Here is an 11,528-nt window from a genome sequence, read left to right on the forward strand (position 1 = left end):
GTTGGGTGTCCAACTTTTGGGGTGCAGTCCATACGCTTGCGCGGGCCTACAAATCCAGTGCAATGGGTGGGCTCGATGTCATTTGTAGGCCGGGTAAGGTGTAGCCGCCACCCGGCGCGAAGACGGAACGCCACGACCCGGGATGGCACCCCTATCCGTGGGCGAGGAAGCGCGCCAGGCGCTGCTGCAGCAGGCGATTTTCGCGGGTCAGCCGCGCGTTCTCATCCAGCAGGGTCAGCGCCACCGCAATTCCCGGCCAGTCCAGCTCCAGCTCGTTACGCAGGCGTACCGCGCGATGCACGATCGTCACCGCGCTGTCGTCGAACAGCCAGGTGTCCGCCTGCGGCTGGTGTGGCTCAATCATCCCTAAGCCGACGATCTCCGTCAGCTCCTCTTCCGACACCCCGGTACGCAGGCACAATTCGGTAATGGTAAACGTCACTGTTACTGTAGCCATCAGGCTTTCCCCCATGTCTTACGCGGATCGAAGCTGGCTTCGGCGGCGGCCAATTGTTGCCAGAGCTCACGCGCTTTTTCATCTGGTTTTGGCGGCATCACTATTTTAATAACGGCGAACAAATCGCCGGTGTGGGTTTTGCTCACGAGTCCTTTCCCTTTGATACGCAGTCGCTGCCCTGCCTGACTGCCCGGCGGCACCGTCAGCAGAATGCTCTCTTTCAGGGTGGGCACCGTCACTTTCGCGCCCAGCGCGGCCTCCCATGGCGCCAGCGGCAGGACGATCTCCAGGTTATGACCGACAATATCGAATAGCGGATGCGGGGCGATGTGGATAACCAGCCACAGATCGCCGTTCGGGCCGCCATTCTCCCCCGGCGTCCCCTGGCCTTTCAGGCGGATACGCTGACCATCGACTACCCCGGCGGGGATCTTCACATTCAGCGTTTTCGGTGTTTCGCTTTCGATCATGCCAAACACGTTGTACACCGGTAGGTTATAGCTGATGGTGCGCGTCTGCTCGGCCAGCGTCTCTTCAAGGAACACCGCCACTTCGATCTCCAGATCGTGGCCGCGCGCCGCGTGTTGACGACGACGCTGATGCGCCTGCTGGCCAAACATGGAGGAGAAGATGTCGTCGAAATCTTGCTGACTGTAGCTCTGCTCGTGGGTCTGTCGCTGGCGACCGAAGCCGGGATCGTTGCGATGCTGCCAGAGCTGATCGTATTCGGCGCGCCGTTGCTCATCTTTCAGGACTTCCCAGGCTTCGGCGAGATCCTTAAATTTGGCTTCGGCATCGTTTTCTTTACTGACGTCGGGGTGATATTTGCGCGCCAGGCGGCGGTAGGCGGTCTTGATGGTTTTCAGATCGTCGGTTGGTTGCACCCCGAGAATGGCATAATAATCCTTCAATTCCATGATTTTTTCTCATCTATGCTCAGTGCGGTGGTTACATATTCCCTGGAACAGGCGTCAGTATAAAGCGTAGGGCAAATGCGCCCTGACGGGGAAGAAAAGTGGCGGAAACTTGACGCCGTCGGGGTCGACGGCGCCGTGGATAAGGTTAGTCTTTCGCCTGCGGCCGTGGGCGGCGGCGCCATCCGGTGAATAGCACCAGCAGCGCGCCGACGGCGCCAGCCAGGCGCGCGGTGCCCTCGCCGGCGCTGGGAAACAGCCGGCGAATGGTAGGGTCGCTGACCAGCATTGACCCGGCAATCCAGCCGATGAGCATCCCGCCCAGCAGCACCACCGCGGGAAAGCGGGTGAGCAGGACCAGCACCAGCTTGCTGCCGGCGACAATAACCGGAATGCTGATCGCCACGCCGAGGGCGACCAGCGCAATGTGCCCTTTCCCCGCAGCAGCTACCGCCAGTACGTTATCCAGCGACATAATCACATCGGCAACGGTGATGGTGATCGCGGTGCGCCACAGGCTGCCAGAGCTGCTAACCTCGCTCTCTTCTTCCTCATTCCTGACCAGCTTGATGCCAATCCACAGCAGGAGCAGCGCGCCGACTATTTTCAGCCACGGCAGCGACAGGAGATACAAAGCGATCGCCAGCAGCAGAACGCGCGCCAGGATGGCGCCCACGGTACCGATGATGATCGCTTTGGTGCGTTTCTGCGGCGGCAGTTTGCGGCAGGCCATGGCGATCACCACGGCATTGTCGCCACCCAGCAGTAAGTCGATGGCGACAATCTGCAGCATAATCACTGCCATGTCCCATTGTTGAAGAAATGCATACATATCGAGAGAAACCACCTGAAAAAAGAGCAAGAAAAACCGCTACGCAGGGTACTCCGCCTGGGCCGCGTTGACCACTGGCGCAGACCTGCGCTATCGCGCGGGAAAGAGAGAGCCTGAAAAATAAAGTTACGAATCAAGGCGCCGTTGGGCAAGGCTTCGGCGAAAAAGGGTGATATTTTGTCACCCAGACTCACCTGCCGTTCACTTATCGCAAGGATCCCCACTATGTCTGGCCACAAGAAATACCTCTCTGTCGCCCTGCTGAGCGCTGTCTTAATGCCGGCGATGGCCTCTGCCGCTGACGCGCCGGCGACTTTCACCCCGGAACAGGAGGCGAAAATCGGCAAAATCGCCGCCGACTATCTGGTCGCCCACCCGGAAGTCCTGCTGCAGGCGAGCCAGAAACTGCAGCAAATTCAGGCTGAGCAGCAGGCCAGCGCGGCCACTCAGGCGGTGCTGAAGAACGCCGCCGTGCTGACCCAGGATAAAAATACCCCGACCTACGGCCCGGCCAACGGCAAAGTCACGGTGATCGAATTCTTCGACTACCAGTGCGTCTACTGCAGCCGTCTGGCGCCGGTGATGGAGCAGGTGATTAAAGCGCACCCGCAGACCCGCTTCGCCTTCAAAGAGTGGCCGATTTTCGGCGGCCGCTGGGAAAGCTCGCTGGAGGCGGCAAAAACCGGCCTGCAGATCTATCAGCAGAAAGGGGCGGATGCCTATCTGGCCTACCATAACGGGATTTACGCTACCGGCCATAACGAAGGCAAGCTGACGACGGCGGATATCCAGCAGCAGGCGAAGAAAGCCGGCTTCGATGCGAAGAAGGCCGCCGACGTCGAACCGGTGCTGCAGAGCATTAACGATCTGGCGCAGGAGATTGGTCTGAGCGGCACGCCGGGCGTGATCGTGATGCCGACCACTGGCGCCACGGAAGCCAGCATCACCGTCTTCCCGGGGCTGGCAGACAAAGCCTCGCTGGAAGCCGCCATCAAAAAAGCCGGCGGCTAATCCCCGGCGTATTACCTGTCCAGGCCGCCGACGGCGGCCTTGCTCTCATGCGTCATCGCTCTCTTCCTGCGGCGGCGGTAACGCGTGGCTTTTTAAATCAATAATCTGCCCGATTTGATCGTGGTAAACGGTGAGCAAATTATAGCGGCTCATCTCCGAGATAATCTGCGGCGCGACGTTAAAGCTGCTCGCCAGCTCATCGTCGCGCAGAGCGAGCACCGCGGTATGACGCCGGGTACGGGCGCGGCGCCGGTTGTAGTGATACCAGAGGATCAACAGCCAGCCGTTCAGCGCGGCAATCAGCAGATACACCAGCGCCGTATTCAGGGAGTCCATCAGCGATTCCCAGCGCGGAGAGGGCGGCGCGATGAACTGCATCAGCAAATTGGCGTACAGAAAGAACAGAAAACCGAGCCAGGCCAGCAGCGTTAAGCCGGCGTCGACCAGCCGGGGCAGCACCCGATGTTCGGTTAAGATGAGCGTATTTTCATTCATCACAGGCTTCCTTTTCCCCGGTCCGGACTCACCCAGCGCGCGCGGGAACGTTGACGTTTCACCATCACTTTCGGAAAAGCGACCAGCGTGGTCAGCAGGCCGATCATCCAGTAGACCATCGGGAACCAGATCACCCAGAACAGCGATTTGGCGACCTTTTTCTCATAGCGCCGCTCGATATACAGACTGGCGACGAACTGCAGCAGGCACATCAGGCCGAGCAGCATGCCGGTGAATTCCGGTGGAAACAGGGTATGCACCGCCAGATTGTCAGGCAGCGGCATCAGGCGGCTGAGGATAAACAGCAGAATGGTGATCGCGTAGGCAAAGGCCCACAGCGTGGAGCAGGCATACTCCAGAAACAGCGGCCACATCCGGTGATGCTGCCAGTGAAACAGGCGGCGCAGATTGACCAGAAAGACTTCGGCGCCGCCCTGGGCCCAGCGCAGACGCTGCTTCCATAACCCTTTGAGGGTCTCCGGCATCAGGATCCAGCACAGCGCTCGCGGCTCGAAAAAGATGTCCCAGTGGCGGAGCTGAAGCTTCCAGCTGATATCAATATCTTCAGTGATCATATCCGGGCTCCAGTAGCCGACGTCCGCCAGCGCCTGGCGCCGGAAGGCGGCGATTACGCCGGAGACGGTAAAGACCCGGCCATAGATCCGCTGCGTCCGTTTGATAAGCCCAATGATCGACGAGAACTCCCCAACCTGAATGCGGCCGATCAGCGTGGATCGGGTGCGGATCCGCGGATTGCCGGTGACCGCCCCGACGTGCGGATAATGGATCAACGGCGCGACCAGCCAGGCCGCGGTATCCCGGTCCAGCAGGGCGTCGCCATCGATGCAGACCAGCAGATCGCCGCGGGCGGCGGCGGCGCCCGCTTTGAGCGCCACCGCTTTTCCCTGATTGGCGGCCAGATGGATCACCCGCAGCCTCGGCTCCTCCTGCGCCAGCTGCTGGAGCACCTGGGCGGTGTTGTCCGAAGAGCCGTCGTTAATCGCGATCACTTCAAGATTGGCGTAACGCTGGGCCAGCGCTGCGCTGATGGTTTCCCGGGCGTTTTTCTCCTCGTTAAAGCAGGGGATCAGGATCGAGATCAGTGGATTGCCCGGCAGCGTCGGCGGCGGGGTATCCTCCCCCCACGGCCAGTGACGTTCCAGCTGAAACCAGAAGTAGAGACCCCCGGTGATCCACAACACTGACATAAACAGCGGCCAGAAAAAGACAAAGTCGAGGATAAGCTCGCCGGTAAATACCGCTGCGACACCTAACGGCAGCCCGAATACGAGGCATAAAATGCACAATGCGATAATGCGATCAGTCATGGTCAGGGTACCACCAGGAAGAAAATTGTGGCCTGATACGAGAGATATCAGGCTGGTTGTTAATAAAATCGTCAGGGTAGTAGCCGTAGTTTTTGACGCCGTTCAGCCGCAGCAAACGCATCCAGTCCGCCAGCTGCTGGTCGGGAATGGCGTTTTGCTGGCGTCGATTCCAGTCTCTGGCCTGCAGTTCAAAGATGGTTTTCTTCAGCGCGCCCGGGTGGCGGGCGACGGCCTGCACCAGCCGCGTCAGCCAGGCCTGGCTGGCGTCGATCGGCACGGACTCCATCAGCGGCATCGCCATGGGGACCGTCCAGTCATAGGCGGCAAGGAAGTCATCCAGATTCTGCGCAAACCAGGCTTCGCTTTGCGGCTCCAGGATCGGCAGGGCGAAGAGATTACGCGCCGTTTTCACCTGCGGGCCGCGGATGGCCTGCACTGCCTGGCGTAGATCCAGAGTGAAGCGGGTCAGGGTTTGGCTTTTGAAACGCATCCATGCCTGGCGCTCTTGCGGACGTTGGGGCACCGGGTCTGCATCGTGCGCCATACCCGTCTGCCGCCAGGCGGCGACCGCCTCCGGGCTCACGTCTTCAAAATCGGTCAGCACGGCGTCGTCGTGAAACAGGATCCCGCTGAAGCTGGCGTGTCGGGCCAGATCTTCGTAGATGTCGGTGATCTGCTGGCGAACCCGGGGATCCCAGGGCGACAGACGGACGTACGGCTGGCGGGCAAGTAACGCCTTCCCGGTTTGCGGATCCCAGCGCTGAACGCGCGGCAGATCTGAGGCAAGATCGAAGGCCAGCACCGGCATCCAGGCATAAACCTTCACATTGCCGCGGGTCTGCAACTGCCAGGAGACGAAGTTAAACAGGTCGGCGCGCATCGGCAGCCAGCGGTTGGGGAAATAGAGCGACTTGACCGTGCCGTCGCCCTGCGGGTCGGAGAAGGCCTGCAGAAAGACGTGGCTGATTTTCATGTCATAGACGCGCTGCACCAGCTTATCGATATTCTTTGCCTGCTGGACGGGATTGGGGTCATAGACATAGTCCAGATCCACATGCATCACCCGAACAGGATCGGCTTCCTGAATTTGGGTCACGGCGCTGGCAAAGGCCTTGAGCGACGGGTTACCGGCGATCAGCAGGCGTGGAATATTGTCCAGATCCTTCACGTTGCCCAGGCCGTCGTTCAGCGTAAACGCCAGCTGATACCCTTGCTGTTTGGCGATAGTCAGGGTGCTGCCGCTGGCGGCGCCGTAGGGCCACACCCAGGCGCGCGGCGTTTTCCCGGCAACCTCATGGATTTTCGCCGTCACTTTCTGCACGTCATCGGTCATTCGCCGGGTAAACTGCGCGTCGCTTTCATAGCGGCCGGTGGTTTTATCCCAGCCGCGGTTGGCGGCGGCAGGCTCGCGGCTGCCCTGCGGATTGGCCGGCAGACCGTAGTGCGAGGCCCAGGTGTGCGCGCCGATCTCCACCAGCGGCGAGCGGCTGAGCTCGCGCACCATCTCCCAGGTAGCGAAGCGCTCGCGGGGCGTCATCAGGCCGCCAAAATTAACGGGCTGACCAGCGGGAGTGTCCACCCAGCTGCCCACCGGCGCCCACAGCGCCGGGACGTTCCAGGCTTTAAGCAGCGGCCATACGCGGGTGTAAAAGCTGCTGTAACCATCGTCAAAACTGAGGAGAAAAGCCTTGGGCGGCAGCGACTTTAAGCCATAATGCGCATCGAGAATGTCCTGAACGCTGATCGCATGGTAGCCGTTATGCAGCAGCCAGGCGATCTGCTCATTGAGTGCGCTGGTGCGCACCGAAAGATAACGCTGGTCGGCGGCATCGTCTTCGACGTCATGGTAGGCCAGCACCAGAAAGCGATCCGCCGGCCAGGGTTGATTGGCCTCCAGTTGGGGGCGCTGCTGCGGGGCGAGGAAGGGGACTTCCTCAGCACGCACGCTGAAGATAAGGCACAGCCAGATGAGAAGCATCAGGCCGTTGCGCAGGGTCGTGTTCAGCATGGTCATCCTTAAAACCGTATATTTGCATCAAGAGTGATGGCGAGGTTGTTTTCACGTTTGCCGTCGTAGGGGCGCTTATCCCAGTTCAGCATCAACCCGGTGTCGACGACGTTGTTCCAGCGCAGGCGCTGCCCGTAACCCAGCACCGTGATCGCCCCGGCGGCGTGATTTTTTTGCCAGTAGCTGCCGCCGCCGGCGAGTAACTGCTGGCTCCAGACGGTGTCATAGCGCTGGTAAAGCGTGTGATCGACGGCCAGCGCCGCGGTGGCGGCGAGGTCCCGTGCCGGACTGTAGTAGGCGGTGTCGGTGCGGCTATTGGCGCTGGCCGACAGACCGGGCTGCAAATCCAGCGTTAACCATGGGGTTTGCCAGAGGCGTTCTTTACCGGAGAGGGTGTACTCCTGGCGGCGGTTGCGATCGGTAAACCGGCTGGCGGCCGCGCTGAAGCGGTACTCCCGGCGTTCGTTTGGAGACCAGCGCAGCCAGCCTTCGCCGCGGTTGGCGCTGACGCCGTTGCGTAACGCGCGCAGCGGCGTCTGCTGCGAAATCCGCTCCAGTTCGCCGCCCAGCTGCCAGCGATCGCTAACGTCATGGGCGGCGGAAAGGCGGACGCCGGGCTTGTTCTCGCCGTGAAAATTGACGCTGGAGAGCTCAAGCTCGCCCCAGTAGTCGCGCGGACGCCATTCAATACCGGCAAACAGCTGGCGACAGCTGCCTTTCCCCTCTTCAAAATTGCCTTCAACGAAGCGGTGCCCGCCGAACAACCGCCAGCTGTCGGCTAGCGGCGGGCTGTAGATCGCCGTCTCAAAACTGAGGTCGTGCGTGCCGCTCACCGGGTTGTCGGAATGCAGCCCTTTGCCAACGCTCAGGCGCAGCTCGGAGAGATGATGGATCTCGCGCGCTCTGGCCAGGCGCTGGGTGTTCAGATCCCGTGGCGAGCGGGCGACGACGTCGTCAGTCAGCAGATCCATTTGCCGCCACTCCTGCAGATCGAGGGCGACCCAGGCCTGCTGGCGCTCCAGCTGCAGGCTGGCGGGTTCCAGAGATTCCGCCGCTTTTAGCTGGCGTTCGGCTGCCCGTGGCAATCCTCTCTCCTGCAGAAGGGCGGCATAGTCTATCTGCAGGCCCTGGTTTCCAGGGGCCGTCGCCGCCAGGCGCTGCATTCGGGCTTCGGCCTGCGGCAGGTCGTTGGTAGCCGCTAAATAGTGCACGTTAAGCGACTGTGCGGTGAGCCAGTCGTCGTTCGGCTGCGGCGTTGGCGAGCCGTAGAGACGACGGATGTAGGGCGCATTCCTGGTGAGGCGGGCGACATACCGTTGCGCCGCCGGGTACTGACCGGTGTCCAGCAGAGCGTAGAAAAGCTCGTGTTCCTCATTCTGTTGGCTTGTCAGCCACGAAGGATGCTGGTGGATAAGCGTCAGCGCAGGCTCAATTTGCTTAAGAGCGATAAAAGAGGAGATGACCCAGCCGATGGCCCAGTCGGGAACGGTCTGCTGCTGCGCGATCAGGCTTTGGTATTCGCGGATGACCTGCGCGTACTCGGCGCTGGCGTACAGCGCGCCCAGACGATCAATACGCGCCCGGATGATGTCGGGCGCAGCCTGTGGGTCGGGGTGCCAGGCGGCGATCATCGCGTCATACTGCGTGAGCGCCGTGCGGGCCAGCGCGTAACGCGCCTTTTCTTCGCGGGAAGGAGTATCGGCAAGGCGCACCAGTTCGGCGGCGGCGTTCAGCTGCAAGTTACGCTTTTCCGCAGGCGTCAGTTCGACGCTATTCGCCAGGCCGAGAGCAGGGGAATCAATCCGGTTGCGGGTCAGGGTCGCCATCAGGCTGGCCAGCGCGGTTTTGTTTTGCGGTTCACGATCGAGGATCTGCGTGTCCACCAACAGCTGGTCCCAGCTTTTGCCCAGCCGCAGGTAGACATAGGAGAGCGTCTGCAGGTGCGCAACGCTCGCCTGCTCCGCCACCAGGCGACGCGCTTCGCTGAGCGCCTCGCCGTCCTTGCGGGCATCGGCGAGCGTTTTGATATAGCCGATACGATAGTCGTCGCTGCCAGGGGCCTGGCTGAGCGCCTGCTGCCAGAGGGTGAGCGAGGTTTGCCACTGCTTCTGGTTGCGCAGGGCCTGCGCCGCGGCGGCGGTGCCCCGTGCGGGAATCGGCATATAGACCTGGTAGCGTCGCCAGACTTTCACCACTTCATCGTCCTGACCGGCCCAGAGGGCCACCTGCAGCCAGTCCGCCACCTGAGAAGGGGTTAAGGCATGCCGCAGCTGGTACTGCTGAAGGTAACTGAGAAAGGGGGCGTACTGGCCTTGGCGCGCTTGCAAGATTTGCTGGTCATAGAGCGAATCCGCTCCCTGAACCAGCGCCGGGAAGAGCAAAAGCAAGCCGATTGATAGCGAGAGTTTCGTGTTGCGATTAAACAATAACGTATTTGAATAAGGTGATCTTTCCATTTCTATTTGCCATATGTTCATCAAGAATCCATTGCACAACACGACCGTCCTTTGACGGTGAGTTAAAGGATGAGGATGGTCCCATTTAGCTGACTGGCACTGCAGGTGAATGACCTATTGCAAACTAATAAACATATCTCCTGTTGATAAATGAATGGGTAATTTATACCCGATACGGCAACCGATAAATATGGATAAATTATGGTCTGCGTTTTAAGATAATTCTGTAAAATCGACTTCATTCGAACGGAAGTGTTCAAGTTGATTTCTTTAACCTACTGATATAAATAAAAAAGAAAGTCAGGTGGAATTTTGTTTAAAAATGGCGGTGTGACTTATATTTGGTTGGGGTTGGAGTTTTTTTGGCAATATTTAAGATGATTTCTGACAAAAATTCTCAATAGCAAAAAAAGCATCTTTTCTGTGGATTTTTTTTATTTATAATCAATCTGTTTATTTCCTGTCAGAACGCAAGGAGGGTTTTCACAGCCAGATTCAGATGCCGCGCTAATGATAAATCACAGGTCTCGTTATTTTCACCGCCATGCGAAGCGTTCCATAGGGGGAGGGAAAACGTCTGGTTGACGAGAATTTGTTGATTAAATGTTAAAGGGACGATTTGTGGCAACTTTAATGATATTGGTTACCCAGGATTACTATCTTTTTCAAGGTGTTAAGAATTTTTTTCCTGATATCATTCAGTTAGATTCTAGCGGAAAAGCGATTTTAGATAATGACGTTGATGAAGTCTCTCTGCTGGTTGATAGCCGCTCGCCGCTTTGCCATTACGATTATCTCGTGCTGGCAGCGGCGAAATCCAGAAAGCGAATATGTTGTATCGTCCTCGATATGCGCCATCGGGAAGAGCATTTACTGAGCCTGAAATCGTTTTTAAACATGTCATTATCACCCGCGGATATGGCGACATTATTTGGTCTTTTTCTGGAGATGAATAGCAAGCGTCTGACCAAAGAGTGGTTTGACGATCTGCGCTTAAGTTTGTCTGAACAGTTAATGTTACGTTTACTCATGGCGGGGATGACCATGGAGGAGGTGGCCGTCAATCTCAATACGTCACTAAAAAGCCTTTACCGCAAGCGTACTGCGCTTTATGAGCGTTTGGGGTTAGATAATTTTAATGAAGCTTGCTTATTTATCTTTCGAAATAAGCTGCTGGAGCAGACCGAACGTTCGTTATGAAGCTTCGCTGTACAGAGAATGGATGTTATCGCAAGGTATTTGTTGACGAAAATCTAATAAATTAAATAGATATTGATAGGTACAACCGTCGATACCCGGCGGTATCGATGATGGCATTCGGCATATAATTCCGGAGCTCTTTGGAAGTATTTACCGCCAATGCGGTTTGCTATGCACAGCGATTATTATAATGAATATATTCCTTGCGCCGCACAGGAATAGTTTTGTCATAAATTAACACTACCATGGTATTCCGACTCACGCGTCGGAATACCATGAGATATCGTGAAAGCATCAGAGGAGCGAGGTGGATGAGAATAAGGGACAGTATTGCTGAGCGGTTAGAGGCATGCGGGCTCTACCGTCGGGCGGCATCCAGATGGATTGAGGTGATGCAGCGTTGCCTGGACGATGAGGACCGAGAGTGGATCCGTCACCATCGCAATCAGTGTCTGAAAAAGGCGCAACGTCCGCCGGCGCCGAAAGAGGAGTTTGCCGACCTCCACCAGGCGGCGAAAGAGACTCAATATCGTATGGGCATAGCGAAGCCCTATGGCGAAGCATTCAGGCTGCCCGGCAAAGGGAAAACGGCCGCCGAGTAATGCCTTTCTTCACGACGTTTGCCTGACGGCTTCGCCTTATCCGGCCTACGGGTCCTCCACAGGTTCAAACAGCGTAGGCCCGCGCAAGCGTAGCGCCGCCGGGCGATACACATCAGACACCGTACCCGCGGTTGTGCCGGATGGCGGCATAAATGCCTTATCCGGCCTACGAGTCCTCTGCTGGTTCAAACAGCGTAGGCCCGCGCAAGCGCATGGACTGCACCC

General features: G+C 58.2%; 12 protein-coding genes. 4 read left to right on the forward strand and 8 right to left on the reverse strand.

Annotated features, from left to right (window positions below):
• Window positions 1-151: 151 nt before the first annotated feature.
• Window positions 152-457, reverse strand: coding sequence for a chaperone modulator CbpM (gene cbpM / locus HMPREF3140_RS10700; protein WP_002885324.1), 306 nt, complete (start codon window positions 455-457; stop codon window positions 152-154).
• Complete coding sequence (gene cbpA, locus HMPREF3140_RS10705; protein ID WP_002885338.1) at window positions 457-1,374, reverse strand: curved DNA-binding protein; 918 nt, start codon at window positions 1,372-1,374, stop codon at window positions 457-459. Before cbpA ends, cbpM begins: the two co-directional genes overlap by 1 nt.
• 75 nt (window positions 1,375-1,449) lie before the next feature.
• Here cbpA and HMPREF3140_RS28730 point away from each other — a divergent pair, with 75 nt between their 5' ends.
• The gene (locus HMPREF3140_RS28730; RefSeq protein WP_020802082.1) at window positions 1,450-1,563 is read left to right on the forward strand and encodes a hypothetical protein; all 114 of its coding nucleotides are present in this window, start codon (window positions 1,450-1,452) and stop codon (window positions 1,561-1,563) included.
• Here HMPREF3140_RS28730 and HMPREF3140_RS10715 read toward each other — a convergent pair.
• A complete protein-coding gene (locus HMPREF3140_RS10715) occupies window positions 1,520-2,203 on the reverse strand; it encodes a TerC family protein (protein WP_032412800.1) in 684 nt (227 codons plus the stop codon). The genes HMPREF3140_RS28730 and HMPREF3140_RS10715 overlap by 44 nt on opposite strands.
• A 225-nt stretch (window positions 2,204-2,428) precedes the next feature.
• On the opposite strand from HMPREF3140_RS10715, the gene HMPREF3140_RS10725 reads away from it, so the two are divergent.
• Window positions 2,429-3,214 (forward strand): DsbA family protein, encoded by a 786-nt coding sequence (locus HMPREF3140_RS10725; RefSeq protein WP_032412797.1) that lies wholly within the window; start codon window positions 2,429-2,431, stop codon window positions 3,212-3,214.
• A 45-nt stretch (window positions 3,215-3,259) separates the two neighbouring features.
• Here the strand turns inward: HMPREF3140_RS10725 and pgaD are convergent, their stop codons facing one another.
• Genes pgaD through pgaA form a run of 4 tightly spaced genes read right to left on the reverse strand, consistent with a single transcriptional unit; the run spans window position 3,260 to window position 9,501 of the window.
• The gene (gene pgaD / locus HMPREF3140_RS10730; RefSeq protein ID WP_004177775.1) at window positions 3,260-3,709 is read right to left on the reverse strand and encodes a poly-beta-1,6-N-acetyl-D-glucosamine biosynthesis protein PgaD; all 450 of its coding nucleotides are present in this window, start codon (window positions 3,707-3,709) and stop codon (window positions 3,260-3,262) included.
• Window positions 3,709-5,037, reverse strand: coding sequence for a poly-beta-1,6-N-acetyl-D-glucosamine synthase (pgaC, locus tag HMPREF3140_RS10735; RefSeq protein WP_032412795.1), 1,329 nt, complete (start codon window positions 5,035-5,037; stop codon window positions 3,709-3,711). The genes pgaD and pgaC overlap by 1 nt, the downstream gene beginning before the upstream one ends.
• Window positions 5,030-7,045: a poly-beta-1,6-N-acetyl-D-glucosamine N-deacetylase PgaB gene (pgaB, locus tag HMPREF3140_RS10740; protein WP_032413070.1), complete on the reverse strand. Its 2,016-nt coding sequence runs from the start codon at window positions 7,043-7,045 to the stop codon at window positions 5,030-5,032. Before pgaB ends, pgaC begins: the two co-directional genes overlap by 8 nt.
• A gap of 8 nt (window positions 7,046-7,053) precedes the next feature.
• Window positions 7,054-9,501 carry a poly-beta-1,6 N-acetyl-D-glucosamine export porin PgaA gene (pgaA, locus tag HMPREF3140_RS10745; RefSeq protein WP_074195543.1) on the reverse strand — a complete coding sequence of 816 codons (2,448 nt, stop codon included), beginning with the start codon at window positions 9,499-9,501 and terminating at the stop codon, window positions 7,054-7,056.
• Window positions 9,502-10,134: 633 nt separating this feature from the next.
• On the opposite strand from pgaA, the gene HMPREF3140_RS10750 reads away from it, so the two are divergent.
• Entirely contained in the window at window positions 10,135-10,701 is a 567-nt protein-coding gene (locus tag HMPREF3140_RS10750; RefSeq protein WP_032412790.1) for a helix-turn-helix transcriptional regulator, read from the forward strand.
• Here the strand turns inward: HMPREF3140_RS10750 and HMPREF3140_RS28735 are convergent.
• Complete coding sequence (locus HMPREF3140_RS28735) at window positions 10,696-10,818, reverse strand: hypothetical protein (protein WP_004146686.1); 123 nt, start codon at window positions 10,816-10,818, stop codon at window positions 10,696-10,698. The two genes, HMPREF3140_RS10750 and HMPREF3140_RS28735, sit on opposite strands and share 6 nt — an antisense overlap.
• 194 nt (window positions 10,819-11,012) lie before the next feature.
• Here HMPREF3140_RS28735 and HMPREF3140_RS10760 point away from each other — a divergent pair, with 194 nt between their 5' ends.
• Window positions 11,013-11,303 carry a PerC family transcriptional regulator gene (locus tag HMPREF3140_RS10760; RefSeq protein ID WP_004153693.1) on the forward strand — a complete coding sequence of 97 codons (291 nt, stop codon included), beginning with the start codon at window positions 11,013-11,015 and terminating at the stop codon, window positions 11,301-11,303.
• Window positions 11,304-11,528: the final 225 nt, after the last annotated feature.

It is taken from the genome of Klebsiella sp. HMSC16A12, from assembly GCF_001808265.1.
GTDB lineage: Bacteria > Pseudomonadota > Gammaproteobacteria > Enterobacterales > Enterobacteriaceae > Klebsiella > Klebsiella pneumoniae.

Excerpts from the sequence above, each read along its gene's own strand:
- HMPREF3140_RS28730 (WP_020802082.1), top strand. The coding sequence starts at position 1,450 with ATGCGCCCTGACGGGGAAGAAAAGTGGCGGAAACTTGACGCCGTCGGG.
- cbpA (WP_002885338.1), bottom strand. The coding sequence starts at position 1,374 with ATGGAATTGAAGGATTATTATGCCATTCTCGGGGTGCAACCAACCGAC.
- pgaB (WP_032413070.1), bottom strand. The coding sequence starts at position 7,045 with ATGCTGAACACGACCCTGCGCAACGGCCTGATGCTTCTCATCTGGCTG.
- HMPREF3140_RS10715 (WP_032412800.1), bottom strand. The coding sequence starts at position 2,203 with ATGTATGCATTTCTTCAACAATGGGACATGGCAGTGATTATGCTGCAG.
- HMPREF3140_RS10760 (WP_004153693.1), top strand. The coding sequence starts at position 11,013 with ATGAGAATAAGGGACAGTATTGCTGAGCGGTTAGAGGCATGCGGGCTC.
- cbpM (WP_002885324.1), bottom strand. The coding sequence starts at position 457 with ATGGCTACAGTAACAGTGACGTTTACCATTACCGAATTGTGCCTGCGT.
- pgaD (WP_004177775.1), bottom strand. The coding sequence starts at position 3,709 with ATGAATGAAAATACGCTCATCTTAACCGAACATCGGGTGCTGCCCCGG.
- pgaC (WP_032412795.1), bottom strand. The coding sequence starts at position 5,037 with ATGACTGATCGCATTATCGCATTGTGCATTTTATGCCTCGTATTCGGG.
- pgaA (WP_074195543.1), bottom strand. The coding sequence starts at position 9,501 with ATGGAAAGATCACCTTATTCAAATACGTTATTGTTTAATCGCAACACG.
- HMPREF3140_RS28735 (WP_004146686.1), bottom strand. The coding sequence starts at position 10,818 with ATGCCATCATCGATACCGCCGGGTATCGACGGTTGTACCTATCAATAT.
- HMPREF3140_RS10725 (WP_032412797.1), top strand. The coding sequence starts at position 2,429 with ATGTCTGGCCACAAGAAATACCTCTCTGTCGCCCTGCTGAGCGCTGTC.
- HMPREF3140_RS10750 (WP_032412790.1), top strand. The coding sequence starts at position 10,135 with ATGATATTGGTTACCCAGGATTACTATCTTTTTCAAGGTGTTAAGAAT.